Origin of the sequence: Sulfitobacter geojensis, assembly GCF_000622325.1 — a bacterium.
GTDB classification, from domain to species: domain Bacteria; phylum Pseudomonadota; class Alphaproteobacteria; order Rhodobacterales; family Rhodobacteraceae; genus Sulfitobacter; species Sulfitobacter geojensis.
The window spans coordinates 603,423-629,135 of the sequence record NZ_JASE01000005.1; the positions used below are offsets into that span (position 1 = coordinate 603,423).

General features: G+C 57.8%; 23 protein-coding genes. 15 read left to right on the forward strand and 8 right to left on the reverse strand.

What is annotated here, in order from left to right:
- Window positions 1–7: 7 nt before the first annotated feature.
- The 4 genes from Z947_RS0105010 (at window position 8) to Z947_RS0105025 (ending at window position 5,779) form a co-directional block, all read left to right on the forward strand.
- A complete protein-coding gene (locus Z947_RS0105010; protein ID WP_025043223.1) occupies window positions 8–1,192 on the forward strand; it encodes an aminotransferase class I/II-fold pyridoxal phosphate-dependent enzyme in 1,185 nt (394 codons plus the stop codon).
- Between the two features lie 16 nt (window positions 1,193–1,208).
- On the forward strand, window positions 1,209–4,136 hold the full coding sequence (locus Z947_RS0105015) for a DNA translocase FtsK (RefSeq protein ID WP_025043224.1): 2,928 nt from the start codon (window positions 1,209–1,211) through the stop codon (window positions 4,134–4,136).
- 311 nt (window positions 4,137–4,447) lie between these two features.
- Window positions 4,448–5,068, forward strand: a complete 621-nt coding sequence (locus Z947_RS0105020) for a hypothetical protein (protein ID WP_025043225.1) — start codon at window positions 4,448–4,450, stop codon at window positions 5,066–5,068.
- Window positions 5,069–5,173: 105 nt separating this feature from the next.
- Window positions 5,174–5,779 carry a LolA family protein gene (locus Z947_RS0105025; RefSeq protein WP_025043226.1) on the forward strand — a complete coding sequence of 202 codons (606 nt, stop codon included), beginning with the start codon at window positions 5,174–5,176 and terminating at the stop codon, window positions 5,777–5,779.
- Here the strand turns inward: Z947_RS0105025 and Z947_RS0105030 are convergent.
- Window positions 5,776–6,360 carry a transglycosylase SLT domain-containing protein gene (locus Z947_RS0105030; protein ID WP_025043227.1) on the reverse strand — a complete coding sequence of 195 codons (585 nt, stop codon included), beginning with the start codon at window positions 6,358–6,360 and terminating at the stop codon, window positions 5,776–5,778. The genes Z947_RS0105025 and Z947_RS0105030 overlap by 4 nt on opposite strands.
- A gap of 74 nt (window positions 6,361–6,434) precedes the next feature.
- Window positions 6,435–7,316: an AEC family transporter gene (locus Z947_RS0105035; protein ID WP_025043228.1), complete on the reverse strand. Its 882-nt coding sequence runs from the start codon at window positions 7,314–7,316 to the stop codon at window positions 6,435–6,437.
- 84 nt (window positions 7,317–7,400) lie between these two features.
- Between Z947_RS0105035 and hspQ the strand changes: the two genes are divergently transcribed.
- Window positions 7,401–7,727 carry a heat shock protein HspQ gene (gene hspQ, locus Z947_RS0105040; RefSeq protein ID WP_025043229.1) on the forward strand — a complete coding sequence of 109 codons (327 nt, stop codon included), beginning with the start codon at window positions 7,401–7,403 and terminating at the stop codon, window positions 7,725–7,727.
- 301 nt (window positions 7,728–8,028) lie between these two features.
- On the opposite strand, the gene Z947_RS0105045 is transcribed toward hspQ, so the two are convergent.
- Together Z947_RS0105045 and Z947_RS0105050 are read right to left on the reverse strand one after the other, a co-directional pair.
- Window positions 8,029–8,520, reverse strand: coding sequence for an ATP-binding protein (locus Z947_RS0105045; protein WP_025043230.1), 492 nt, complete (start codon window positions 8,518–8,520; stop codon window positions 8,029–8,031).
- On the reverse strand, window positions 8,504–8,842 hold the full coding sequence (locus tag Z947_RS0105050; protein WP_025043231.1) for an STAS domain-containing protein: 339 nt from the start codon (window positions 8,840–8,842) through the stop codon (window positions 8,504–8,506). The genes Z947_RS0105045 and Z947_RS0105050 overlap by 17 nt, the downstream gene beginning before the upstream one ends.
- A gap of 88 nt (window positions 8,843–8,930) precedes the next feature.
- Between Z947_RS0105050 and Z947_RS0105055 the strand changes: the two genes are divergently transcribed.
- The 9 genes from Z947_RS0105055 to Z947_RS0105095 all read left to right on the forward strand — a co-directional run bounded on the left by Z947_RS0105055 (window position 8,931) and on the right by Z947_RS0105095 (window position 19,230).
- Entirely contained in the window at window positions 8,931–10,103 is a 1,173-nt protein-coding gene (locus Z947_RS0105055; RefSeq protein ID WP_025043232.1) for a thiolase family protein, read from the forward strand.
- Between the two features lie 53 nt (window positions 10,104–10,156).
- Window positions 10,157–10,615, forward strand: a complete 459-nt coding sequence (locus Z947_RS0105060; RefSeq protein ID WP_025043233.1) for a GAF domain-containing protein — start codon at window positions 10,157–10,159, stop codon at window positions 10,613–10,615.
- Between the two features lie 80 nt (window positions 10,616–10,695).
- A complete protein-coding gene (locus Z947_RS0105065; RefSeq protein WP_025043234.1) occupies window positions 10,696–11,268 on the forward strand; it encodes a helix-turn-helix domain-containing protein in 573 nt (190 codons plus the stop codon).
- Between the two features lie 33 nt (window positions 11,269–11,301).
- A complete protein-coding gene (locus Z947_RS0105070) occupies window positions 11,302–11,685 on the forward strand; it encodes a GFA family protein (protein WP_025043235.1) in 384 nt (127 codons plus the stop codon).
- A 13-nt stretch (window positions 11,686–11,698) separates the two neighbouring features.
- On the forward strand, window positions 11,699–14,146 hold the full coding sequence (locus tag Z947_RS0105075) for a GcvT family protein (protein ID WP_025043236.1): 2,448 nt from the start codon (window positions 11,699–11,701) through the stop codon (window positions 14,144–14,146).
- Window positions 14,143–15,024: a homocysteine S-methyltransferase family protein gene (locus Z947_RS0105080; protein ID WP_025043237.1), complete on the forward strand. Its 882-nt coding sequence runs from the start codon at window positions 14,143–14,145 to the stop codon at window positions 15,022–15,024. Before Z947_RS0105075 ends, Z947_RS0105080 begins: the two co-directional genes overlap by 4 nt.
- A gap of 88 nt (window positions 15,025–15,112) precedes the next feature.
- Window positions 15,113–17,557, forward strand: a complete 2,445-nt coding sequence (locus tag Z947_RS0105085) for a GcvT family protein (protein ID WP_025043238.1) — start codon at window positions 15,113–15,115, stop codon at window positions 17,555–17,557.
- Between the two features lie 68 nt (window positions 17,558–17,625).
- Window positions 17,626–18,552, forward strand: coding sequence for an EamA family transporter RarD (gene rarD, locus Z947_RS0105090; protein ID WP_037938711.1), 927 nt, complete (start codon window positions 17,626–17,628; stop codon window positions 18,550–18,552).
- 30 nt (window positions 18,553–18,582) lie between these two features.
- Window positions 18,583–19,230 carry an RluA family pseudouridine synthase gene (locus Z947_RS0105095; protein WP_025043240.1) on the forward strand — a complete coding sequence of 216 codons (648 nt, stop codon included), beginning with the start codon at window positions 18,583–18,585 and terminating at the stop codon, window positions 19,228–19,230.
- Window positions 19,231–19,326: 96 nt separating this feature from the next.
- Here Z947_RS0105095 and Z947_RS0105100 read toward each other — a convergent pair whose 3' ends face one another.
- A complete protein-coding gene (locus Z947_RS0105100) occupies window positions 19,327–20,754 on the reverse strand; it encodes an aldehyde dehydrogenase family protein (protein ID WP_025043241.1) in 1,428 nt (475 codons plus the stop codon).
- Between the two features lie 149 nt (window positions 20,755–20,903).
- On the opposite strand from Z947_RS0105100, the gene Z947_RS0105105 reads away from it, so the two are divergent.
- Window positions 20,904–21,557, forward strand: coding sequence for a peroxiredoxin (locus Z947_RS0105105; RefSeq protein WP_025043242.1), 654 nt, complete (start codon window positions 20,904–20,906; stop codon window positions 21,555–21,557).
- On the opposite strand, the gene Z947_RS0105110 is transcribed toward Z947_RS0105105, so the two are convergent.
- From Z947_RS0105110 to pnp, 3 genes are all read right to left on the reverse strand, one after another.
- Window positions 21,554–22,261 (reverse strand): glycosyltransferase family 25 protein, encoded by a 708-nt coding sequence (locus Z947_RS0105110; RefSeq protein ID WP_025043243.1) that lies wholly within the window; start codon window positions 22,259–22,261, stop codon window positions 21,554–21,556. The two genes, Z947_RS0105105 and Z947_RS0105110, sit on opposite strands and share 4 nt — an antisense overlap.
- A gap of 168 nt (window positions 22,262–22,429) precedes the next feature.
- Window positions 22,430–22,993 (reverse strand): L,D-transpeptidase, encoded by a 564-nt coding sequence (locus Z947_RS0105115; RefSeq protein WP_037938712.1) that lies wholly within the window; start codon window positions 22,991–22,993, stop codon window positions 22,430–22,432.
- 171 nt (window positions 22,994–23,164) lie between these two features.
- Window positions 23,165–25,297: a polyribonucleotide nucleotidyltransferase gene (gene pnp / locus Z947_RS0105120; RefSeq protein WP_025043245.1), complete on the reverse strand. Its 2,133-nt coding sequence runs from the start codon at window positions 25,295–25,297 to the stop codon at window positions 23,165–23,167.
- Window positions 25,298–25,713: the final 416 nt, after the last annotated feature.

Below are 25,713 nucleotides of genomic sequence, written 5' to 3' on the forward strand. Positions count from 1 at the left end.
GTTGTAGATGTTTTACCCCGAGCGGTTTTCGAACCTTCCGGCTCATGCTTGGCCACGCCTGCGCGCCCTTTTGGATGCGCATGAGGGTGGCGGGCCGCTGATCCAGATGACCATAGGCGAGCCGAAACATGCGTTTCCGGCTTGGGTCACTGACGTGATCACGAAAAACGCTGCCGGTTTTAACAGCTATCCGCCCAACGACGGTTCGCCCGAACTTAAAAGCGCCATCGCGGCATGGATAAAGCGGCGGTACGGCGTTGCGATGGACGCCGAAACCGAGGTGATGGCGCTGAACGGGACGCGCGAAGGGCTGTATAACGCAGTTATCGCGCTGTGTCCCGAAACCAAAAACGGTGAGAAGCCGGCGATCCTGATGCCGAACCCGTTTTATCAGGTCTATATGATTGCTGCGATTTCCGGCGCATGTGACCCGATCATGGTGAACGCGACCAGCGAAACCGGACATCTGCCGGATTTTCACAGCCTTCCCGAGGAGACACTGAAGCGCACCACTGCCGCCTATATCTGTTCCCCGGCCAACCCGCAGGGCGCTGTGGCGGACCGCGCCTATTGGACGGCGTTGATCAAACTGGCCGAAAAATACGACTTCAGGATTTTCGCGGACGAGTGTTATTCAGAGATTTATCGCGATACACCGCCCGTTGGCGCCTTGCAGGTCGCCAATGAACTTGGCACCGATCGCAACCGTGTCGTGATCTTCCATTCGCTGAGCAAGCGTTCAAACCTGCCGGGCTTGCGTGCGGGTTTTGTGGCCACCGGCGCGGATGCGATGCGCGAGATCAAACAGTTGCGCAACTATGCCGGCGCACCTTTGCCATTGCCCATGCAACAGGCCGCCGCGGCCGTTTGGGATGACGAGGCGCATGTGATCGAAAGCCGCGCACTGTACCAAGAGAAATTCGAAATTGCGGACCGCATCTTTGGCAACGTGGCCGGATATGTCAGCCCAGAGGCCGGATTTTTCCTGTGGTTGCCGGTCGAGAATGACGAAGAGGCAGCGTTGAAGCTGTGGCGTGAAACCGGTGTTAAGGTTTTGCCGGGGGGCTATCTGGCCCAAACTGTGGATGGGGAAAACCCCGGTAACAAGTATATACGGGTGGCCCTCGTGGCCCCCAAGGACGAGACAGAGCGCGGGCTGCAATTGATCCGCGACTGCCTTTATGCCGATTAAGAACAAGGGACGAAGCATGGCTTATCAGACACGCGGACGCGATCCATTGCTGGACAGCAACATGGCAGAAGCCATCGAAAAACGTGGCAAGGAATTGCTGGGGCTGGTCCTGACGTTGTTCGGTGTGATGGCCGCAATGATGATTTTCAGCTATACGCCGGATGATCCCAACTGGATGGTCTCCACCGATGCGCCTGTCCAGAACTGGATGGGCCGGATGGGCGCGTCAATTGCTGCGCCGCTGTTCATGATTGTCGGCTGGGGTGCATGGGGCGTGGCGATTGTGCTGCTGTTCTGGGGCGCGCGGTTTGCGTTGCACTGGGGACAGGACCGTGCCGTGGGCCGGTTGATCTTTGCGCCGATTGCTGTGGCCTTGGGCGCGATTTATGCCGCGACGTTGGCACCGGGTGCCGAGTGGCTGCAAACCCATAGCTTTGGGTTGGGTGGCTTGTTCGGCGATACGGTCATGGGCGCGATCCTGACGATCTTGCCCATCGGATCGTCATTTACAGTCAAACTGATGTCCCTGCTGATGGGCGTTGCGATCCTGGCGCTTGGTGCGTTTGTCCTGGGGTTCACCAAGGTTGAATTGCAACGTCTGGCGCGGTTCCTTCTGGTCGGTGTGATCATGGCCTATGCGATGTTCATGAACCTGATCGGACGCGGGGCAAGTGGTGCCGTCCATGCAGCACAGACCTTGCAGGCCCGTCAGGCCGAACGCCGCGAACAGCGCCGGGTTGAAGCCGAGGAGCTTGCCGAATGGCAGGCCAACCAACCCGCATTCAATGCACCACCCGCACCCGAAGTATACCCCGAACCGATGTATGCGGAAGAAGCACCGGAGCCGAAAACGGGCTTGTTGGCGCGCATGCCTGCGCTCATCAAACGGCCCGAACCCATGCCGGAGCAGGAACTGGTCGAAAGCTATAGTGACGCCGTGGTTGATGAAGGGCCGGGCGAAGAGCGGATCAAGTCCAAGATCGCCGATGTGATCAAGAACCGCGTGCGCACGGCGACGGCTGTGCATACGCCTGTTACGGCACCGCTGACCAAAGGACGCGGGCGTGGTCCTGATGCCTTGTTGCTAGACACAACGCCGCGCAGCCAACTGCCGCCGGAACCGCCGTTGACCGCACCGGCCAGCCGCGTTGAACCCCGTCTGTCGATTAACACCGTCGCCCCGTCGGCGCCGATCCCCGTGGCCCCGACGCCTGCGGCCGCCGCGATGCCAGCCGCCGCGCCGGAAATCGACGTGGCAGATCCCGTGGTAGAACCTTTGCCGCTTCAGGAAGCCGCCGCGCCTGTCGTGCCGCCCATTCCGGTCCCCGAACCGCGCAAGGTTGTGCAGCAACCCGTGCGTAAACCGACCCCACCGTCAAAACAGGCCATTGCCGAAGCGCAACCGGCGCTGAGCTTTGAAGACACCCACCCCGGTTTCGAACTGCCGCCCTTGAACCTGTTGGAAAACCCCGAAGACGTGCAACGTCTGCACCTTTCCGACGAGGCGCTTGAGGAAAATGCGCGGATGCTGGAAAGCGTGCTTGATGATTACGGCGTGAAGGGCGAGATCGTCGCCGTCCGTCCCGGCCCCGTTGTCACGATGTACGAACTTGAGCCTGCCCCGGGTCTTAAGGCCAGCCGCGTGATTGGCCTTGCTGACGATATCGCGCGTTCAATGGCGGCGCTCTCTGCGCGTGTGTCCACTGTGCCGGGCCGCTCCGTTATCGGTATCGAACTGCCGAACGAGAACCGCGAAAAAGTTGTCCTGCGCGAAATCCTGTCAGCCCGCGATTTCGGCGACAGCAACATGCGCCTGCCGCTTGCCTTGGGCAAGGACATTGGCGGTGATCCCGTTGTCGCGAACCTTGCCAAGATGCCTCACCTCTTGATTGCGGGTACCACTGGCTCCGGTAAATCTGTGGCGATCAACACGATGATCCTGTCGCTGCTCTACAAGCTGACGCCGGAAGAATGCCGCCTGATCATGATTGACCCCAAGATGCTGGAACTGTCTGTTTATGACGGCATTCCGCACCTGCTGTCCCCCGTTGTGACCGACCCGAAAAAGGCGGTTGTCGCGCTCAAGTGGACCGTGGGCGAAATGGAAGAACGCTATCGCAAGATGTCGAAGATGGGCGTGCGCAACATCGAAGGCTACAACGGCCGCGTGCGCGATGCGCTGGCCAAAGGTGAGATGTTCAGCCGCACGGTTCAAACCGGTTTTGACGATGACACTGGCGAGCCTATTTTCGAGACAGAAGAGAACACACCAGAGGCGCTGCCCTATATCGTCGTGATCGTTGACGAAATGGCGGACCTGATGATGGTTGCGGGCAAAGAGATCGAAGCTTGCATCCAGCGTCTGGCACAGATGGCGCGTGCGTCAGGCATCCACCTGATCATGGCGACACAGCGTCCCTCCGTGGACGTTATCACCGGCACGATCAAAGCGAACTTCCCCACGCGTATCTCGTTTCAGGTAACGTCGAAAATCGACAGCCGCACGATCCTGGGCGAGATGGGGGCCGAACAGCTGCTGGGCATGGGTGACATGCTGTATATGGCGGGCGGTGCCAAGATTACCCGCTGCCACGGTCCGTTCGTCAGCGACGAAGAGGTCGAGGAAATCGTGAACCACCTCAAGCAATTCGGCGAACCGGATTACGTCGGTGGTGTTGTCGACGGGCCAAGTGATGACAACGAGGCCAGCATTGATGCGGTGCTTGGTCTGGGCGGCAATACCGATGGCGAAGATGCGCTGTATGACACTGCCGTTGCGATTGTGATCAAGGATCGCAAATGTTCGACGTCCTATATCCAGCGCAAACTGGCGATTGGATATAACAAAGCCGCACGACTGGTGGAGCAGATGGAGGAGCAGGGTCTTGTTTCTCCGGCCAATCATGTGGGCAAACGCGAAATACTTGTGCCGGAACAGGGCTAAGGCTTACCTCCTTCCGACCTGTTGATGCACACAATCACCGCCGGGCACATCCCCCGGCGGTTTTTTTGTGGGCTGTTGAGGAAGGTCCGTATTTGCAAAAGTCTGGACCGATACGCGTCAGATCGGGTAGCATCCCCGCATGGGCTCCTATTTCGCGGGCCATAAAACTAATTCTTGAACGCTATTTTAGCACAATTTCATTTGCCGGACGGTCGGGCTTTTCTGCGAATACTCTGCGGTGGACTGTTTTTACGTCCCCGAACTTGCAGTTCAATCACGGCCCTGACGGCAGCCTGAAAAGGAAAACACGCATGGCCGAAGATAATGACCCGACCAAGAAATTTCTGGACGCGACAGAGAAATATCAAGAGCGATTGCACAAGCTTTGGAAAGTCGTTTTCAAAAAAGTCTCGGCGCATCTTAAAAACATGGTCAGTTTTACGCGGCTTGTTGCGAATGTCGCAAAAGAGATTGCAGCGATCATCGGTAAATCGGTTGTCGATAGGGTAATCAACGCCGCTCAAACGGTAGAGGGTTTGATCACAAACATCCCCGTGTTGTTAAGAACCGCATTGCTTTTGGGCCGCCGTATCATCGCCAAGATCAAAAAGGCCGCTGATCCGAACGAGGTTATCCCGACGCTGAAAAAACTGTTCACGCGCTACGTCCGTATGATCAAACAAGTCTTTGCTTTCATCACAAACCTGATCCAGCAGCTTGATATCCTTGGCACGGTCTTTGGCGTGATCGGCACGTTCCAAAGCGTGCTGCGGGCGCTTTTCTCGTGGATCACCGATGTTACCGGTGCGAAAGACGGGGCGGTCAAGGCGCAGCGAATGCTCAGGAAAGTTTGGAAAGAGATGAAAAGAGAGGTCAAAGAAGCGGAGTTGCTGCGTAAACAGGTGATGAAGCTGAAAGCCAAGCCCACATAAATAAAGGAAAAATCGCCGGCCGTTAGCAATAAACCGCCGCGTGATATCGCATATCACCGCCCAACGCCCTATGTCTTATCCAACACAGGCAAACAGGTAACCATTATGCGTATTCTTTCCACCGCCGTTCTTTCTCTTGGGTTGGCGCTTGCTCTTCCGTTGGCAGCTGCGGCACAAAAACTGCCGTTAAATGACATCTCGGCGTATTTGAACAAGCTTCAGACAGCCAAGGGCGAATTCACCCAGATCAATGATGACGGTTCGATCAGCACTGGCACGATCTATATCAAACGACCCGGCAAGGTGCGTTTCGAATACAACCCGCCCGAAACTGCGCTGGTGATTGCGGGCAGCAACACGGTTGTGATCTTTGACAAGAAATCGAACCAGCCCGCCGAAAGCTACCCGTTGGCGCGCACCCCTTTGTCGATCATTCTGGCGCGCAATGTGGATTTAGGTAAGGCCAATATGGTTACCGGACACAGCTTTGACGGCACCGCAACAGTGGTCAAAGCCCAAGACCCCGAAAACCCGCAGTACGGCAATATCCAGCTGAAATTCACCGGCAATCCGGTTGAATTGCGTCAGTGGGTGATCAATGACGGGAACGGGTCGCAGACCACCGTCGTCCTCGGTGATCTGCAAAAGGGCGGTAGCCTGCCCAACAGCCTGTTCAACGTCGGCAGCCCCGGCAGTACCGGCAACCGTTAACGCAGGCGGCACGCCGACAGTTGCGCGCGATACATTTGCGAGCGGGCATCCACCTTGCCCGCAACGCCGACAAGCCATGACTTGCGATTGTAGGTCTGTTTGCGAAAACCGGTGTGGCCCTCGTGGTAGGCTAGGTACTGGTTGCGCGCATCCGACAGTGACACGCCGTTGCGATCACGGGTCTGGTTCATATACCAGCCCATAAAATCGGTGGCGTCATTGATCCGGTTCCGCTTGGCCGAGCGGCGGTTTTGATCCGCTCGATACTCGTCCCACGTGGCGTCCAAAGCTTGCGAATAGCCGTAGGCGCTGGATTGGCGGCCCATCGGTATCACCCCCGCAACATAGCGAAACGGCGTACGTGCATCGGCGATGAATTTGCTTTCCTGATGAATCGTGGCCATCATGACGTGCATGGGAACACCCCACTTACGTTCCACTTTGCGGAATGCTTTCAGGTATTGCGGGCGCTCTCTGAGGAGGTTGCAGGCATTGTCCAGATCACGCGGCGCAGACGACTGTCCACCGCCGCAGGATCCAACCAGCAACACAAGTATCAGGGCGCGAAGGGTTCTGCTCATGTGCCTCTCGCTTTTCGTTTATTTTATTTTGACAGCAGTTTAGCCGATTTTTCGTCGGCGTCACATCACATTTTTCACAACAAAACAGCCAAAAGCAGCGGCAATGCGCCGATAGACATCAATGTCGACACCACAACAAGCCCTGCAACGGAATCTGCATCCGCCCCGTATTTCGCCGCCAGCATGTAGGATGTGACCGCAACCGGTGTGGCGACTTGCAGGACTAGGATGCCAAATGCGGTCTTGTCCAAGCCAAAGAGGCCGGCAGCAAGCCATGCTCCCCCGACGCAAATGACCAGCTTTAGGGCTGACAGGACAATGGCCCGCCCGATCCCGCTGGGCGACAGCCGCGCCATGGCAACCCCGAGTGTGATCAACATCAGCGGAATCGCCATCTGCCCGATCAACCCCATGGTGTTGTCAACAAAGGTGGGCAGTTCCCAGCCCTGCCATAAAAACAGCGCCCCGCCGACCGTTGCCCAGACCAGTGGCTCCTTTAGAACCTTGCCGAAAGATCCGGCACCGGCGACCAGCCAGATGCCAAAAGTAAACGACAGGATTGCCATGACGGCGAACACAACAACGGCATATTCCAGCCCGACTTCGCCAAAGGCAAACAAGGCCAGCGGCAGGCCAATGTTGCCGGTATTGCCGAATATAAGCGGCGCGGAAAACGTGCGTTGGTTCAACCGCAACGCCCAAATCAGGGCCAGCACAACAGCCGAAACCGCCACGTAAGCGACAAGGCTGGCCAATGTCAGCGTGGTCAACGCAGCCGGATCAAGTGTGGTATTTACCAGTGCAGTGAAGATCAGGCAGGGCACGGCCAATGTCATCGCCAGTCGGGTGACAAATTCAAGTCGGTACTCAAAGCCTAGCTTGACCCAGGCAAACCCGATACCGGCCAAAAGAAAGACAGGTGCCACAATTTCCAGCACGGTGAAAATGAGGGTCAACAGACTGTTTCCTTTAAATTGTGTGACGTGATTGGACAAAAGCCCCTTGAACCCGTTACTAACGAACGGTAGGGGCTGCAAGTTATGCTACGCACACGCGCAAAATATCATCTGGGCCAAGTTGTCCGGCACAAGAAACACCCCTTTCGCGGGGTGATTTTTGACGTGGACCCTGAATTTGCCAATACTGACGAATGGTACGAGGCGATCCCAGAGGAAAGCCGTCCGGTCAAGGACCAGCCGTATTATCATCTGCTGGCTGAAAATGACCAAAGCTACTATGTGGCGTATGTGTCAGAACAAAATCTGGTCGCAGATTATTCCGGTGAACCTGTAGAACACCCTGATATCCCTGACCTTTTTGGCCCGTTTACCGATGGTGCCTATCCGCTGCATTTCCAACTGAACTGACGTTCTTGCGCGCTAGAATTGGCGCGCGCTATTCGTCCGTTTGATGGCGTGAAATGTCTGGGGAATAGTGCCTCGGCACCGCGCACTGGGTGGGGGCTATTAAGCGTGATGCCGAGGGAAGCCATATGCAGCTACAAGCTCATCTATGCCCTTCGACGATGGCCGCTTTGTGATCGGATCACGGCGATTTCGGGATATTTCAGGGCGGTAATGCGGCGCCGCCCATTATCGTCAAAATGTTTCTTTCCTGGGGGAAAAGCCCCGCATTCCCTGTTGTTGCGACAGGCGTGAGCCTACCGCATCATTGCGGAAAGCCGACAGCAATCCGAAGGCTTAGCCGGTTCTGTCCGTCACTGCGTGTATATCTGACATCTCTCGACAGATCCTTAATCAGAAACCAGCCAAACCCTCCCTCGGGTAGATCGGCAATGTTACAATCAACGCGTTCACGGTGCCCCTTAGGAAGCCTGTCATCCTTCATGGCCCGTCCCCGATCTGACAGCCGAACATGCAGCCCGTCGGCGCAATGCCGCAGCTGCAGATGTATCGGGCCGTCGGCATCAGGTGCTGGATATGCGTGTTCGACAATGTTGTTCAACGCTTCGGCGAGCACCAGTTCGACCGTGCTGGTTTCTTCCACATCAAGCGACAGAGGCGCCAACTGGTCGAACACCCCCTGCAAGGCGGCGCGCACGGCGCGGGGGCCGCTGGTGACCTTTACTTCAAAAGGGGGCAACAGGTCGGCAGGCTTGATCTTTTGAGTACTTCGACTCGTTTCATTCACAATGCGCACGCAAAGCTTCCTCAAGTGTGAGGTGTATTTCGAAAACCGAATCCATCCGTGTCAGGCGGAAAACCTTTTCAACCGGGGGCGTTAAGCCCGCCAGAACAAGTCGGCGTTCGGGGGCAAGATGTTTCATCGTTGCGACGATCGCGCCCAAACCACTGGAATCGATAAACCGAACTTGGGTAAGGTCCAGCACGACCTCTGCAGGCGCGGCCTGAGTTCCCAGGCGCACCGCCTCTTTGAAATCCAGCGCGACGGCTGCATCAATCCGGTCTTCACCGATGCTGACAATACAAACACCGGCTTCTGTTTTGATCTGTAGTTCCATAAAAAAATGCCCCATACCTGACCGACAGAAAAATACTTAGGCTCAATTTCTTACCAACTGATGAGCAACTGCACCAAAGGAGACGGAAATGAAGAACGTTGTTATTGCCGGAGCGGCCCGCACGCCGATGGGCGGCTTTCAAGGTGCCTTTGACGGTCTTAGCGCCTCTGCGCTTGGGGGGCATGCGATCAAGGCTGCACTGGACAACGCCAAAACTGCCACGGTGCAAGAAGTATTGATGGGGTGTGTTCTGCCTGCCGGACAGGGTCAGGCACCGGCACGTCAGGCGGGTTTCGCTGCAGGTCTGGGCGAAGAGGTGCCCGCCACAACGCTGAACAAAATGTGCGGATCGGGCATGAAAGCGGCGATGATCGGTTTTGACCAGATTGCATTGGGCCATACAGATGTGATGGTCGCGGGCGGCATGGAAAGCATGACCAGCGCACCATATGTCCTGCCGAAAATGCGCGGCGGCGCACGTCTGGGCCACGCTGCAGTGGTCGATCACATGTTTCTTGACGGCTTGGAAGATGCTTATGACAAGGGCCGCCTGATGGGCACTTTTGCCGAAGATTGCGCCGAAACCTTCCAGTTTACACGCGAAAAGCAGGATGAATATGCGCTGGCTTCTCTGTCGCGCGCGCTAGAGGCGCAATCAAACGGTGCGTTTGCCGATGAAATCGCCAGCGTCGAAATGAAAACGCGCAAGGGCAATGTGACGGTAAACACAGACGAACAGCCCGCCAATGCCCGTCCCGACAAAATCCCGCAGCTGAAACCGGCGTTTCGCGAAGGGGGCACAGTAACGGCAGCCAATTCTTCCTCCATCTCGGACGGTGCCGCCGCCCTTGTGCTTGCCTCTGAGGATGCCGCAAACGCGCAAGGCATGAACATCCGTGCGCGTATCCTTGGACATGCCAGCCACGCGCAGGCACCGGGTCTTTTTACCACCGCACCCGTGCCTGCCGCGCAAAAGCTGCTGGAACAAATCGGTTGGAGCAAAGACGACGTCGACCTGTGGGAAGTGAACGAAGCCTTTGCGGTTGTCCCCATGGCTTTCATGCATGAGATGGGTCTTGATCACGCCATCGTAAACGTCAACGGCGGGGCTTGTGCCCTGGGCCATCCCATCGGTGCATCCGGTGCCCGTATCATGGTGACCTTGCTTAACGCGCTGGAGAAACGCGGTCTGAAACGTGGCATTGCGGCCATCTGCATCGGCGGCGGCGAAGGCACAGCCATTGCGATTGAACGCGTCTAGCCCCTCTTTTTGGCCTTATATACTGTCCGCAACCAGCCCCAGGGAGCCGTCCTATGAAAGTGGATTACGATACCCTTGCCAAGTCCATCGCGTCGCTGACCGAGGGTGAAACAGACGCTGTGGCCCTCATGGCGACTGTCGCTTGTGAGGTGCACCATGCCGACGACCGGTTCGACTGGACGGGGTTTTACCGCGTTGTCGCACCGGAACTGCTCAAGATCGGGCCTTACCAAGGGGGCCACGGCTGTCTGGTGATCCCGTTCGCGCGCGGCGTCTGTGGCGCGGCGGCGCGCACGGGCGAGGTCCAGCTGGTTGCGGATGTCGATGCCTTTCCCGGACATATCGCCTGCGCATCGTCCACACGCTCGGAACTGGTGCTGCCGGTTTTCGACGGGGCGGGCAGCCTGATCGGGGTGTTCGACATCGACAGCAACCAACCGGATGCCTTTGACACCTTGGACGCGACGGCGTTGACGGAAATATTGCAGCGCGTCTTCGCTCAAGCAAAATAGCGATTCCGTGAAATAATTCTGGATTTTTTCACGAACCTGTTGTTACGTGAAAAGCAGAGGCATTTTTTCACGGAATCGCAATGCACCATAGTTTGCCAGACACGCCAAAAACGCTTGGTGCCGACCTTAGAGCGCTGCGCAAGTCGCGCGGCCTGACGCTCGCGGATCTGGCGGAAACGCTGGGCCGGTCGGTGGGCTGGCTCAGTCAGGTCGAACGCGATATTTCCGATCCTTCGATCACGGATCTGCGGGACATTGCGGCCAAGCTGGATGTTTCGGTATCCATGCTGTTTCGCCACACTGCCGCACCGGCGCATGAGGCGGGATTTGTCGTGCGCAAAGGGTCCCGCCGGACCATCGGATCTCAGGTCGCAGGATTGGTCGAGGAACTTTTGTCCCCCGACCTGACCGATGATTTTGAAATGGTGCACTCCACTTTTGCTCCGCACAGCCGCATCAAAGAACCGGTGACACGCCCCACACAAGAGGTCGGTTATGTGCTGTCAGGCCAGTTGGAGGTCGAGATTGCGGGTGTGACCCACTTGATCAACCCCGGTGACAGTTTCCGCATCCGCGGCGAGGCGTTTCGCTGGGCCAACCCCTTTGGTGCACCTGCGGTGGCCATCTGGGTCATCGCGCCGCCAGTGTATTGAATGAACCATGCAACCCGCCAGAAAGGATCACAAATGATCAAAGGAAGTTGCCTTTGTGGCGGTGTGACCTTCGAACTTGTTGGACCGTTGCGCAATTCCGTCGCTTGCCACTGTATTCAGTGCCGCAAAACCAGCGGGCACTACGTATCGGCCACCCAAGTTTCCGCCGAACGGTTACGCATCATCAAGGACGACACCCTGCAGTGGTACCAGTCCAGCCCCGAAGCTGCGCGCGGGTTCTGCAACATCTGCGGCTCTTCCCTGTTCTGGCGGCATGACGGGGACAACGGCGCGACTTCGGTCATGTCCGGCACCCTTGACGCGCCCACGGGCATCGCAACCGAAAAGCATATCTTCGTCGCTGACAAGCGCGACTATTACACCATCGCTGACGGCCTGCCGCAGCAAGACCAATAACGGAGCATTCACAATGGCAGATTTCCCAACAACGGCCCGTGTGGTCATCATCGGCGGCGGCGTCGTCGGCACATCAACGCTTTACCACCTCGCCAAAGCGGGCTGGAAAGACTGCGTTCTGGTCGAGAAAAACGAACTGACGGCGGGCTCCACGTGGCACGCGGCGGGTAACGTTCCAAACTTTGCAGGTTCATGGGCGGTGATGAACATGCAGCGCTACTCGGCGGCCATGTACCGGACGCTGGGCGAAGACGTTGACTATCCGATGAACTACCACGTGACAGGTGCGATCCGTCTGGCCCATACCAAAGAGCGGATGCAGGAATTCGAAAAGGTCGCCTCGATGGGGCGCTATCAGGGTTTGCAAATGGACATCTGCACGCCGGCCGAACTTAAAGAGCACAACCCGTTTATGGAAACACATTCCCTTGCAGGCGGTCTTTGGGACCCGCTTGATGGTGATATCGATCCGGCACAGCTGACCCAAGCGTTGGCAAAAGGCGCGCGCGAAGCGGGCGGGCGGATTGAACGGTTCTGCCCTGTGACAGGTGTAGACCGCGATGGCGACGAGTGGATCGTTAAAACCGAAAAAGGCGAGATCCGCTGCGAATTCGTGGTCAACTGTGCGGGTTATTATGCCCAGCGGGTGGGCGAAATGTTCAAACCCTTTGGCGGGCGTACCGTGCCAATGGTGACCATGTCGCACCAGTACTTCCTGACAGAGCCAATCGCCGAGCTTGAGGCATGGACCAAGGAAAAAGGGCATAAAATGCCGATGATCCGCGACGTGGATGTCAGCTATTACTTGCGTCAGGATAAATACGGCCTGAACCTCGGCCCCTATGAGCGCAACTGTCAGGCAGCCTGGGTCAAACCAGACGATCCGATGCCTGAAGATTTCAGTTTCCAGCTTTATCCCGACGATCTGGAACGCCTCGAATTCTATATCGAGGACGCGATGGAACGTGTGCCGGCGCTTGGCACAGCGGGTGTCGGCCGAAATATCAACGGCCCCATTCCATACGCCCCCGACGGCCTGCCGATGATCGGCCCGATGCCGGGTGTGAAGAACGCGTTCGAAGGTCATTCGTTTACCTTCGGCATCGCGCAGGGCGGCGGGGCTGGCAAAGTCCTGTCGGAATGGATCATGCACGGTGAAACCGAACTGGACATGTGGGCCGTCGATCCGCGCCGCTACACCGATTACACCGACCACGATCACTGCCTTGCCAAGGCGCTGGAAACCTACGGACACGAATACGCCATGCACTTCCCGCACCACGCATGGCCTGCCGGACGCGACAAGAAACTGTCGCCCGTGCATGACAAGATCATCGCGGCAGGCGGGCAGATGGGGGCCTACAACGGCTGGGAACGCGCCAACTGGTTTGCGAAAGACGGCGATGACACCTCCGAAGAGGCGACCCAGACATGGGACCGTAACGGCCCTTGGTCGATCCGCGTAAAGGAAGAAGTCGAGGCCGTGCGCGATGGCGTCGGTGTGCTGGATCTGCCCGGTTTCTCACGCTTTAATCTGTCCGGTGAGGGGGCGGCCGAATGGCTTCGCGGGCGCATTTCCGGCGCCTTGCCCAAAGTCGGACGCATGAACCTTGCCTATTTCCCCGACAGCCGCGGTCGTATCCTGACGGAGATGTCGGTGATGCGCCACGGGGAGGATAGCTTTACCCTAATCACCGCCGCGCTTGCGCAATGGCACGACTTCGAACTGCTTAAGAAAAATCTCCCCAACGGGCTTAGCCTGACCGATCATACGACCGAATACTCGACATTGATTGTCACGGGTCCCAAATCACGCGAGCTGTTCGAAGCGCTGGATACCCAAGCAGATCTGGGTGCTTCCTGGCTTTCAACCCAGCCTGCAAAAGTTGCCGGTACGGACTGCGCCTTGGCGCGGGTTTCTTTTGCCGGTGAACTGGGATGGGAAATCCATGCCGCGAACGCGGAAATTCCTGCGCTTTACGACGCAGTGACGGGTGCGGGCGCAAAACCCTTCGGGATGTTTGCCCTGAATTCCATGCGCATCGAAAAGGGCTATCGCGCGTGGAAGGGCGATCTGTCCACCGACTATTCCCTGATCGAGGCAGGGTTGGACAGGTTTATCAAGTTCGACAAGCAGCAGGATTTTCCGGGCAAGGCTGCGTTGCAGGCGGAAAAGCAGGCCGGCAGCAAGAAACGTTTCGTCACGATGACAGTTGATGCGGGCGATCAGGACGCGCCCTATATGTCGACCGTGTGGCACCAAGGCGAGGTCGTGGGCGAAACCACCAGCGGGGATTGGGGCTACCGCATCAATAAATCCGTGGCGCTCGGCACCATTCGTGCCGATCTGGCGGTGGCCGGTACCGAAGTTGAGATCAACATCTTCGGCAAGATGTGCAAAGCGACCGTGCAGCCCGACCAACCCCTTTGGGACCCTGAAAACGAAAGGATCCGTGCATGAGCGATATCACCCTGCTGGATGGCGGCATGGGGCAGGAATTGATCCACCGCGCCGGCGACCGGCCCACGCCTCTTTGGTCTACCCAAGTGATGCTGGAACACCCTGGGCTGGTCAGCGAAGTCCACCGTGATTTCACGCAAGCCGGGGCAACCATTGCCACGACGAACACCTATGCCATCCATCGCGACCGGTTGGTTGACACCGATGTGGCGGATCGCTTTGCCGACCTGCTGACAATGGCCATCGCCGAGGCGCGCACCAGTGGCTCGGCGCGTATTGCGGGGGCCATCGGCCCCATCGCCGCCTCTTATCGCCCTGACCTGCATCCCGACGCGGACACCGGTGCGCCGATTTACGCAGAGATTGCACAGATGATTGCGCCCGCCTGCGACATGTTGCTGTGCGAAACCGTGGTGTCGGTCACCCATGCCGAAAGCGTGCTGCGCGGGGCTGCTGCGGGCGACAAACCGGTCTGGCTGGCCGTCAGTGTGGATGACCGTGACGGCACCAAACTGCGTTCGGGCGAACCTTTGTCGGCCATTCTGCCCTATGCCCAAGCTGGTGCCGCCGCGGTGCTGGTCAACTGTTCCGCCCCGGAGGCGATCCTGCCCGCGCTTGATATTCTGGCGCAAGCGGGCATTCCGTACGGTGCTTATGCCAACGGGTTTGAACAGATCACTGAGGGTTTTCTGGAAGCCAAGCCAACGGTTGATGCATTGACCCTGCGCAATGATTTCACCCCCGATGCTTATGCCGATCACGCGATGGCCTGGGTTGACCAGGGGGCCACAATCATTGGCGGCTGTTGCGAAGTATCCCCCGCGCATATCGCCGAAATCGCCCGCCGGCTAAAAGCCGCAGGGCACACCATTGTCTAGAACTCCCGCCCCGCGACACCATTTTTGCGCACCTGAGGGTGGATATCATTTTGCGCACCACCGGTGCGACGTCTAAAGGATCAGCTAAATGTCTAACGTTCCGTCCCATGCCCGCGTTGTCATCATCGGTGGTGGCGTCATCGGGTGTTCTGTTGCCTATCACCTGACAAAACTGGGGTGGAAAGATGTGGTTCTGCTGGAACGCAAACAGCTGACCTCGGGCACGACGTGGCATGCGGCGGGGTTGATTGCCCAGCTGCGCGCGACCGCGAATATGACCAAGCTGGCGAAATATTCACAGGAGCTTTACGGCAATCTGGAGGATGAAACAGGTGTCGCCACCGGCTTCAAACGCTGTGGTTCGATCACCGTTGCGCTGACGGACGAGCGGCGCGAAGAAATCTACCGTCAGGCGGGCATGGCCCGTGCTTTCGGTGTGGATGTAGAAGAGATCAGCCCGAAAGAAGTGCTTGAGAAATACGAGCATCTGAATATCGAAGGGGTGACCGGCGCGGTATACCTCGACAAGGACGGGCAGGGCGATCCTGCGAACATCGCACTGGCCTTGGCCAAGGGTGCGCGTCAACGCGGGGCGCAGGTGATCGAGCGGACCAAAGCCACCGGCGTGACCCGTGAGGGGCGGCGCATCACCGGTGTTGACTGGGAGCAGGGGAGCGAAACCGGCCACATCACTTGCGATCATGTGGTGAACTGCGGTGGCATGTGGGGGCATGAGGTCGGGCGGATGCTGAACACCAACGTCCCCCTGCAAGCCTGCGAGCATTTCTATATCGTGACCGAAGCGATCGCAGGGTTGAAACAACTGCCCGTCCTGCGCGTGCCCGACGAATGCGCCTATTACAAAGAAGACGCCGGCAAAATGCTGCTTGGCGCGTTCGAACCGCTGGCAAAGCCATGGGCGCTTGACGGTATCCCCGCCGATTTCGAGTTTGACCAACTGCCCGAAGATTTCGACCACTTCGAACCCATTCTCGAAGCGGCAGTAGAACGTTTGCCGATGCTGGCCGACGCGGGCATTCATACCTTCTTTAACGGTCCTGAATCCTTTACCCCCGATGATGCCTACCACCTTGGCCTTGCACCAGAGATGGACAATGTCTGGGTCGCCGCCGGTTTCAACTCTATCGGTATCCAGTCGGCGGGCGGGGCGGGCATGGCGCTGGCGCAGTGGATGGAAGATGGCGCGAAACCTTTTGATCTGGGTGATGTGGACATCAATCGCATGCAGCCGTTTCAGGGCAATAAAACCTATCTTGCCGAGCGGTCCAAAGAAACGCTGGGCCTGCTGTATGCCGATCATTTCCCCTATCGCCAAAAGGCGACGGCGCGGGGTATCCGGCGCACGCCGTTTCATCACCACCTGCTTGAGCGGGGTGCGGTGATGGGCGAACTTGCCGGTTGGGAACGCGCCAACTGGTTCGCCCGCGACGGGCAAAACGCGGCTTATGAATACAGCTGGCAACGGCAGAATTTCTTTGACAACATCCGCGATGAACATATGGCCGTGCGCGAAAATGTCGGCATGTACGACATGACGTCTTTCGGCAAGATCCGTGTCGAAGGACCGGACGCCGAGGCCTTCCTGAACTATGTCGGCGGTGGCGATTATTCGGTGCCGAACGGCAAGATCGTTTATACCCAGTTCCTGAATGAAAGGGGCGGGATCGAGGCGGACGTGACGGTGACCCGCCTGACCGATACCGCCTATCTGGTCGTGACCCCTGCCGCCACGCGACTGGCGGACCAGACATGGATGATGCGCAACAAAGGCGATTTTAATGTGGTGATCACCGACGTGACCGCTGGCGAAGGGGTGCTGGCGATCATGGGCCCACGGTCGCGCGAATTGCTTAACCTCGTTTCTCCCAATGATTTCTCGAATGCGACCAACCCCTTTGGCACGGCGCAAGAGATCGAAATCGGTATGGCTGTCGCCCGCGCACATCGCGTGACCTATGTGGGCGAACTGGGGTGGGAAATCTATGTCCCGTCAGACATGTGCGGCCACGTCTTCGAAACGCTGGCAGAGGCGGGCGCGGATATGAACCTCAAGCTGTGTGGCATGCATATGATGGACACCTGCCGCATCGAAAAAGGGTTCCGCCATTTCGGCCATGACATCACTGCCGAGGATCATGTGATGGAAGCGGGCCTTGGCTTTGCCGTGAAAAAGGACAAGCCCGACTTTATTGGGCGCGCCGCCGTGCTGGATAAGCAGGAACAGGGCCTGAACGCGCGTATGCTCCAGTTCAAACTGACCGATCCCGAACCGCTGCTGTATCACAACGAACCGATCGTACGGAACGGCGAGATCGTCGGCTACCTGTCCTCCGGTGCTTATGGTCATGCATTGGGCGGGGCGATGGGGCTGGGTTATGTGCCGTGCAAAGGCGAAAGCGCGGCAGATGTATTGGCATCATCCTTTGAAATCGACGTGGCCGGCGTGCGCGTCAAAGCCGAAGCATCGCTGAAACCGATGTACGACGCAAAATCCGAACGGGTGAAAGTGTAACAGGTACAATCTAACCCTTTCGGGGGCCGCCGCTTTGCCCTACCTCCTTGGGCAAACGGAGACCCCCGATGCGCAACCCTGACAGTCTGCCCCCCAAGGCCAACGAAGACACGCCGCAAGGGCTGGCCTTTGCGCTGACGGCCTATGTGATGTGGGGGTTTCTGCCGCTCTATATGAAGCTGCTGTCGCATATTTCGCCCGCCGAAGTGGTCACACATCGCATCCTGTGGTCCTTGCCCATCGCTGCCGTTGTGCTGATCATCCTGCGCCGAACCGACGCCCTGCGTGAGGCGCTGCGCAGCCCGCGTATGCTGGCCATGGGCTGTGTCACCGCCGCGCTGATTTCGATCAACTGGGGCATCTATGTCTATGCAATCGCGACCGGCAACGCGCTGGCGGCTTCTTTGGGATATTACATCAACCCCTTGTTCAGCGTCTTTCTGGCGGCTGTGTTCCTGGGCGAACGCCCCAACCGCGCCCAGATGGTCGCCATTGCACTCGCTGCCCTTGCGGTTCTCGTGATTGCCGTGGAAGCGGGGCAGGTGCCATGGGTCGCTTTGGCGCTCACCCTGTCTTGGGGGTTCTATGCGCTTGCCAAAAAAAGCCTGCCCATCGGACCCAATCAGGGCTTTCTGCTTGAGGTGCTGATCCTGCTGATCCCCGCATTGGGCTATTTTGCCTACCTCACTTCCACCGGCCAATCCCACTTTTCCCTCGACTTTGACCGCGACAGTTGGCTGCTGATTGGTTGTGGTCTTGTTACCGCCGTGCCGTTGATGATCTATGCCAACGGCGCGAAACTGCTGCGGCTGTCGACCATTGGCGTGCTGCAATACATCGCCCCGACCATGATTTTTCTGGTGGCTGTATTTGTGTTCGACGAACCGTTTGGCAGGGCGCGCATGATTGCGTTCCCGATGATCTGGCTTGCGCTGATCATCTATACCACCTCGATGCTGCGCCAGATGCGACAGGCGCGTGCAGACGTGGGTTGAAAACCTGCCGCGCATCTGTGACGACACGCCATGGATACACATTACGCCCCCCCGCAAGACCCGCTGGTTGTCCTGCACGAAGATGCCGAAGTTTTGCTGGTCGATAAACCGGCCGGCCTGCTGAGCGTGCCGGGCAAAGGACCGCATCTGGCCGATTGCCTGATGAGCCGCATTCAGGCGGTTTTCCCGCAAGCGTTGCTGGTGCACCGGCTGGACCGCGACACCTCGGGGGTGATGATTTTCGCGATGACGCCTTACGCGCAACGTCATCTGGGTTTGCAATTCGAGAAACGGATGACGCGCAAAACCTATGTGGCGCGGGTTTGGGGCGTACCACAGGAAAAATCCGGCGAGATTGATTTGCCGCTGATTGTGGACTGGCCCAATCGCCCGCTGCAAATGGTCTGTCACGAAACAGGCAAACCGGCGCAAACCGAATGGAAGCGGATTAAGGATGATGGTGTCACCTCCCGCATCCGTCTGCACCCCAGAACAGGCCGCAGCCATCAGCTTCGGGTGCACATGCTGGCCATCGGCCATCCGATTCTGGGGGATCCGTTTTACGCCAAAGGCCCCGCTTTGGATTTCCCACGCCTGATGCTGCATTCCGAAGAGTTGCGTTTCAATCACCCGCAGGGTGGGCGGTCCGTGAAAGTTCGCGCCAAAGCACCGTTTTGACAGGCCGAGATTGAGTTAAAGGGGCACACCCCACCACCAGACATGAAAAGGGCCGCCCGAAAGCGGCCCTTTTTGTCGTTCTATGACGCGAAAAGTTTACTCGGCCGCCCAACCGGACACGGCCTTCACCTCAAGGAATTCTTCCAACCCGAACGCGCCGCCTTCGCGACCGTTGCCGGATTGTTTGTAGCCCCCGAATGGTGAGCCCTGTGCAAAGCCGACACCGTTGGTTTCGACCATGCCGGAGCGCAACCGGCGCGCAACGCGGCGGCGCAATTCATCGTCTTCGGTCTGGACATAGTTGGTCAGCCCGTAAGGCGTGTCATTGGCGATGGCGACCGCTTCTTCTTCGGTCTCGAACGGGATGATCGACAGCACAGGGCCAAAGATTTCTTCCTGCGCAATTGTCATGTCGTTGGTGACATCGGCAAAGACAGTCGGTTTGACATAATAGCCGCGGTTCAACCCGTCAGGCCGGCCCAAACCGCCCGCGACCATGCGCGCTTCTGCCATGCCCTTTTCGATCAGGCCCTGGATCTTGTTGAACTGCACCTCAGAGACAACCGGCCCGATGTGTTTACCCTCTTCGGACGCGGGTCCGACATGGGTGTTGTTGGCCACATCCGCCGCCATTTCGACAGCTTCATCGTAGCGGGATTTGTGCACCAGCATCCGTGTCGGTGCGTTACAGGACTGGCCGGAGTTGCGGAAACAGCGGATCGCGCCCTGCTTGGCTGCTTTGGGGTTCGCATCGGCGAAGATGATATTCGCGCCCTTGCCGCCCAGTTCCAGCGATACACGCTTGAGCGTGTCAGCCGCGGCCTTGGAGATCGCGATGCCCGCCCGGGTGGAGCCGGTAAAGCTGACCATGTCCACATCGGGGTGGCTGGACAATTGCGACCCAACGCCCGGACCGTCACCGTTCAACATGTTGAATACGCCCGCAGGAAAGCCCGCTTCGTGCATGAACTCTGCGAACAAGTGACCCGACAGGGGGGCCACTTCGGATGGCTTCAGGATGACGGTACAGCCGGTGGCGATCGCCGGGATCGCCTTGAGGATGATTTGGTTCATCGGCCAGTTCCACGGCGTGATCAGCGCGCAAACGCCAATAGGTTCCAGCAGGGTTTTCTCGGTCGCGGTGAAGTCTTTCTCAAAGGAGAAGTCCTTGAACGCTTTAAGGAAACCGCCGATGTGCCAGCTGCCTGCACCGACTTGCTGTGCGCGGCTCAATGCGATTGGCGCGCCCATTTCCATCGACATGGCTTGCGCCATTTCTTCTTGCCGCGCGTCATAAACCGCAGCCAGTTTTTCCAGCAGCGCCATGCGTTCTTCGCGCGAGGTTTGCGACCAGCTGTCAAATGCAGTGCGTGCGGCGGAAACGGCGGCATCCGTATCGGCCTGACCGCCCAGTGAGATGACCGCGCATTGTTCTTCGGTAGACGGGTCTATGACGGCAAAGTCGTTGGCAGCGGCGGGTGAAACCCACGCACCGTTGATATAGAAATCACGTTTTTCCAACATGGTGGAACTCCTCCTGAGGGGGGCATCCCGATGGGATCGGCCCGAATTCGCGCCACTGTGTCACCCCGCAGCGGCCGCCGCAAGGGGCTGGTACACGACAGATTAATCACTACATATGCAAGATAATTCCCATCCAAAAGGAGGCCACCATGGGCTTGCGCATCAACGACACGATCCCCGATTTGACGGTTGAAACAGACCAAGGCACATTCTCGCTGCATGAGTTTGTCGGCGACAGCTGGGCCATTCTGTTTTCGCACCCCAAAGATTTCACACCGGTTTGCACCACCGAATTCGGGGCTGTCGCGCAGCTGGCCGATGAATGGGAAAAGCGCGGCACGAAAGTGATCGGCGTCAGCGTTGACGGGGTCGAGGACCACAAGAAATGGAAAGGCGACATCGAAAAAGTCGCAGGCACCACCGCCGGTTTTCCAATTATCGCCGATGGCGGTCTGGAAGTGTCCAAAGCTTTCGACATGTTGCCTGCCGATGCGTATCTTCCTGATGGCCGCACGCCCGCAGACAGCGCCACAGTGCGTTCCGTGTTCATCATCGGGCCAGACAAGCAGCTAAAGCTGTCGATGACCTATCCCATGACAGTGGGCCGCAACTTTGCCGAAGTGCTGCGCGCGCTGGACGGGTTGCAGATGTCGACAGGCAATGGCGTGGCGACACCGGCGAACTGGAATGTGGGCGATGACGTGATCATCCCTGCGACCCTATCGGATGCGGATGCCAAGGCAAAGTTCGGCGATTTCGAAACAGTATTGCCCTACCTGCGCAAGACCAAAGCCCCGGGCTAAGCCTTTTGCGGCCGACGCTTGATTTGTGCGCGATACCGCGCACGCCGCATTTCCCGCATCAGCACATCGCTGGTGCGGGTTTTTCGCTGGATGGTGCTGGGACCGGCGACCTCGGACACACCGCTGGGCATGATCGCATGCACTTTCTGGCCGGTCACCCAATGCATTTGCAGGGTGGTGTCGACGGGGCGGTCAATCACTTCGCTTGCGGCCAGTAACCGGCGCGCGGCGCGACGTCCGACAATCTGGCAAACCAGTTGCAAACCGATGGTGCGCGGCACGAACAGGGCCGCATCCCCCTCATAGGCGATGGCACCGACCACGCGTTCGCGCGGTTTTGCGGGCAGGCGGATATAGCTGTCTTCATCGGCATATCCTGCCACCAGTTTCATGGCATTGGCGAAAGGCACAGGATCAATCGCCAGATCATCCTCGGCAATCAGTGCGTAAGGCGCATCACCATCGGCAATCATCTGCCAGCATAAGCGATGGCTCATGAAACATCCCACCTCGGCGGCGTTCAGGCTGAAGGGGTAGGGCGGATGATGCAGGGTGCCCGCCACCTGCTTGATCTGTGCAGGCACCGCAGGGTCATTCCCGTCGACGGCTTCCACGACCTCGGCAGAGGGGAGATCCCGCAGCAAGCGGGACACGTTCTCAGTACGACCTCCGGCACTGGACAAGTGAATGATGAGCGACCTCATGCAGCGGTCATATCTGTATTTTTCGACCAGTCAAACCTCGGTTCGCGCATTTCTGCTCTGGTATCGAAAGTTAACCATTCCTGCGGACCGTCTGCTACCTGATATTTCCGCCGCCGCTGCAATATGGGGCACCCGGCTTTCATCGCAGATATTCGGTCGGGAACGCGCTCAACGCAAAAAGACCGGCGTGCCTTTTTCAACACGTTCATACAGGTCTTCGACATGCGCGTTGATCATGCGTACACAGCCGCTGGAGGTGGCCGTTTCTACCAGCCACGGCTGCGTGGTACCGTGAATGCGCAGCAGGCTGTCGCGCGCCCCGTTGTAGAGGTAGATAGCGCGTGACCCAAGTGGGTTATCCGGCCCGCCGGGGACACCGCCGGCAAATTCTGCAAAGAATTCAGGGTTGCGTCGAATCATCCGTTGGGTCGGGGTCCAGCTGGGCCATTCTGCCTTGCGACCGACCGTGAAGGCACCGTCGTAATATTGGCCGGGCAGACCGATTGCCACTGGATAACGGATCGCTTGCCCGTCTTCCAATGTCCAGTAAAGCGCGAACCGGCTGGGATCGACATGGATTTCGCCGGCTGCGAAGCCGTTTTCCAGCTGAACCACCCGCGCGCGGTGTTTTTCCGGTATTTCATAAGGCTCAATTGTCGCGGCAAATGCCGGACCTGCGCATAGGGTTGCCATGCCGGTCGCCAGAAAACCACGTCTGTTCAGCTGCGCCATGATGTTGCTCTTCCTCTGCGTTGCCCCACGCGGTGGAGCTTCAATACCTGAAATATTTGTTAAAAACACTTTAAGGCAATGTTAGGGCCTTGGACCGGTCGGGTAAAGCCCGTCATAAAAAAGGCCCCGGCGTTTGCACCGGGGCCTTTCAAACTTCAAAAGATCAGCGGATCAATCTTCCGCTTTCTCTTCCTTAACTTCTTCGCCGGTTTCCTGATCGACAACTTTCATCGACAGGCGCACCTTACCGCGGTCGTCAAAGCCCAAAAGCTTCACTTTCACTTCCTGACCTTCTTTCAGAACATCTGAAGGGTGGTTCAGGCGGCGGTTTTCGATCTGGGACACGTGCACCAGACCGTCGCGCTTGCCAAAGAAGTTCACGAAGGCACCGAAGTCGACGATTTTCACGACGGTACCGGTGTAAATCATGCCTTCTTCTGGCTCGGCCACGATCGAGTGGATCATGTCGTAGGCTTTCTTGATCGCTTCGCCGTTCGGGCTTGCAATCTTGATGATGCCTTCGTCGTTGATGTCGACCTTCGCGCCGGACACTTCGACGATCTCGCGGATGACTTTACCGCCGGAACCGATCACTTCGCGGATTTTATCCGTCGGGATCTGCATGGTCTCGATACGTGGTGCGTGCTCGGAGAATTCAGCGGCACCGGACAGCGCTTTGTTCATCTCGCCAAGGATATGAAGACGGCCTGCTTTGGCCTGAGCCAATGCTTTTTCCATGATCTCTGGCGTGATGCCCGCGATCTTGATGTCCATCTGCAAGGACGTGATGCCTGTTTCTGTACCGGCAACCTTAAAGTCCATGTCGCCAAGGTGGTCTTCGTCACCAAGGATGTCGGACAGGATCGCATATGACCCGTCTTCTTCCATGATCAGACCCATCGCAACACCGGCAACGGCTGATTTCAACGGAACGCCCGCGTCCATCATGGACAAGGAACCACCACAGACGGACGCCATTGAAGACGAACCGTTTGATTCAGTGATCTCTGACACAACGCGCACGGTGTATGGGAAATCAGTTGGTGCTGGCAGAACTGCCTGCAACGCACGCCACGCCAGCTTGCCGTGACCGATTTCACGACGGCCTGGAGGGCCCACGCGACCAACTTCACCAACCGAGTAGGGAGGGAAGTTATAGTGCAGCAGGAAGTTGGATTTGAAGTTGCCGTGCAGCGCGTCAATGAATTGCTCGTCGTCACCGGTGCCCAGTGTGGTCACAACCAGACCCTGTGTTTCACCACGGGTGAACAAGGCCGAACCGTGGGTCCGTGGCAGAACGCCTGTCTCGGATACGATATCGCGGATCTCGTCCGTTTTACGACCGTCGATGCGCTTGCCGGTTTTCACCACATCGCCGCGCAGGATAGACGCCTCAAGGCCCTTCATCGCGGAACCAAGGTTGCCGTCAGCCAGCTCGTCCTCGGACAGCTTGGATTTGATCAGCTCGCGGGCTTCAGCCACAGCTGTTGTACGCTCTTGCTTGTCCGCAATCGCAAACGCGGCGCGCATTTCTTTCTCGCCGGCTTTCTTCACGGCTGCGGACAGCGCGGAATAATCAACAGGCTGGAAATCAAACGGCTCTTTCGCAGCGGATTCGGCCAGATCAATGATCAGGTCGATGACGGGCTGGATGCTGTCATGCGCAAACTTAACCGCGCCCAGCATTTCCTCTTCGGTCAGCTCGTAAGCTTCGGATTCAACCATCATCACGGCGTCTTTGGTGCCGGCAACAACCAGATCCAAACGCTGATCGGGGTTCATACGCAGGTTCTGCATGTCGTCGATTTCAGGGTTCAGGATGTATTCGCCACCCTCATAACCCACGCGGCATGCCGCAATCGGGCCCATGAACGGCGCGCCGGAAATGGTCAGCGCGGCAGAGGCAGCGATCATCGCAACCATGTCGGGGTCGTTAACCAGATCGTGCGACAGAACTGTACACATCACCAGAACTTCGTTTTTGAAGCCGGGAACGAACAGCGGGCGGATCGGACGGTCGATCAGACGGCTTGTCAGTGTTTCTTTTTCAGTCGGACGCGCTTCGCGCTTGAAAAAGCCGCCGGGGATTTTACCCGCAGCGTAGTATTTCTCGTTGTAGTGCACGGTCAGGGGAAAGAAGTCCTGACCCGGCTTTTGTGCCCGTGCAAAAGTCACGTTTGCCATGACGCTGGTTTCGCCCAGTGTCGCAATGACAGAACCGTCCGCCTGACGGGCAACCTTGCCGGTTTCGAGTGTCAGCGTCTCTTCGCCCCACTCCATCGATTTTTTCGTTACGTTAAACATCTACGTTTCCTGTGTTGGCCCACGTCGGGCCATTTGCATAGAGGCCGAATTGCCTCTGACTCCGGTATCTTATTTGGTCGGCGCTGGAGTCCGGGCGCCGGCTTTCAGATGTCGCGCGTGTACAGGAGTTTGGGGGAGAGGGGAAGGGTTGGTAAAAACGGCCCGTTTTGCGCAAATCCGTTTCACGTCGTCCCCTGATGGAGCGCAATGCGTCGGTACGATACTCAGGCATGTTTTTATCGAGACTTGTAAAAATCTTTAAAGGCAATGCGACAGCTCTTTTTGTGCCGCTGCACGTCTCTTCCAGATCGCGAAGTGGCCCTTTTTTACAAGCTATGCCTTATTTTCGTGCAGCGTCTATCCAATCCCAGACAGCAAGAGCAACAAATGGCCGATCCGGCTAAGTTTACCTATCA

What these genes read in the sequence shown, in the direction of transcription:
- Z947_RS0105100 (WP_025043241.1), bottom strand. Translation starts at nt 20,754, where the DNA reads ATGTTGGAAAAACGTGATTTCTATATCAACGGTGCGTGGGTTTCACCC.
- Z947_RS0105115 (WP_037938712.1), bottom strand. Translation starts at nt 22,993, where the DNA reads ATGGCGCAGCTGAACAGACGTGGTTTTCTGGCGACCGGCATGGCAACC.
- Z947_RS0105095 (WP_025043240.1), top strand. Translation starts at nt 18,583, where the DNA reads ATGGATACACATTACGCCCCCCCGCAAGACCCGCTGGTTGTCCTGCAC.
- Z947_RS0105030 (WP_025043227.1), bottom strand. Translation starts at nt 6,360, where the DNA reads ATGAGCAGAACCCTTCGCGCCCTGATACTTGTGTTGCTGGTTGGATCC.
- Z947_RS0105025 (WP_025043226.1), top strand. Translation starts at nt 5,174, where the DNA reads ATGCGTATTCTTTCCACCGCCGTTCTTTCTCTTGGGTTGGCGCTTGCT.
- Z947_RS0105110 (WP_025043243.1), bottom strand. Translation starts at nt 22,261, where the DNA reads ATGAGGTCGCTCATCATTCACTTGTCCAGTGCCGGAGGTCGTACTGAG.
- Z947_RS0105065 (WP_025043234.1), top strand. Translation starts at nt 10,696, where the DNA reads ATGCACCATAGTTTGCCAGACACGCCAAAAACGCTTGGTGCCGACCTT.
- Z947_RS0105015 (WP_025043224.1), top strand. Translation starts at nt 1,209, where the DNA reads ATGGCTTATCAGACACGCGGACGCGATCCATTGCTGGACAGCAACATG.
- Z947_RS0105075 (WP_025043236.1), top strand. Translation starts at nt 11,699, where the DNA reads ATGGCAGATTTCCCAACAACGGCCCGTGTGGTCATCATCGGCGGCGGC.
- Z947_RS0105055 (WP_025043232.1), top strand. Translation starts at nt 8,931, where the DNA reads ATGAAGAACGTTGTTATTGCCGGAGCGGCCCGCACGCCGATGGGCGGC.
- Z947_RS0105105 (WP_025043242.1), top strand. Translation starts at nt 20,904, where the DNA reads ATGGGCTTGCGCATCAACGACACGATCCCCGATTTGACGGTTGAAACA.
- Z947_RS0105060 (WP_025043233.1), top strand. Translation starts at nt 10,157, where the DNA reads ATGAAAGTGGATTACGATACCCTTGCCAAGTCCATCGCGTCGCTGACC.
- hspQ (WP_025043229.1), top strand. Translation starts at nt 7,401, where the DNA reads ATGCTACGCACACGCGCAAAATATCATCTGGGCCAAGTTGTCCGGCAC.
- Z947_RS0105080 (WP_025043237.1), top strand. Translation starts at nt 14,143, where the DNA reads ATGAGCGATATCACCCTGCTGGATGGCGGCATGGGGCAGGAATTGATC.
- Z947_RS0105010 (WP_025043223.1), top strand. Translation starts at nt 8, where the DNA reads ATGTTTTACCCCGAGCGGTTTTCGAACCTTCCGGCTCATGCTTGGCCA.
- Z947_RS0105070 (WP_025043235.1), top strand. Translation starts at nt 11,302, where the DNA reads ATGATCAAAGGAAGTTGCCTTTGTGGCGGTGTGACCTTCGAACTTGTT.
- Z947_RS0105020 (WP_025043225.1), top strand. Translation starts at nt 4,448, where the DNA reads ATGGCCGAAGATAATGACCCGACCAAGAAATTTCTGGACGCGACAGAG.
- Z947_RS0105085 (WP_025043238.1), top strand. Translation starts at nt 15,113, where the DNA reads ATGTCTAACGTTCCGTCCCATGCCCGCGTTGTCATCATCGGTGGTGGC.
- rarD (WP_037938711.1), top strand. Translation starts at nt 17,626, where the DNA reads ATGCGCAACCCTGACAGTCTGCCCCCCAAGGCCAACGAAGACACGCCG.
- Z947_RS0105050 (WP_025043231.1), bottom strand. Translation starts at nt 8,842, where the DNA reads ATGGAACTACAGATCAAAACAGAAGCCGGTGTTTGTATTGTCAGCATC.
- pnp (WP_025043245.1), bottom strand. Translation starts at nt 25,297, where the DNA reads ATGTTTAACGTAACGAAAAAATCGATGGAGTGGGGCGAAGAGACGCTG.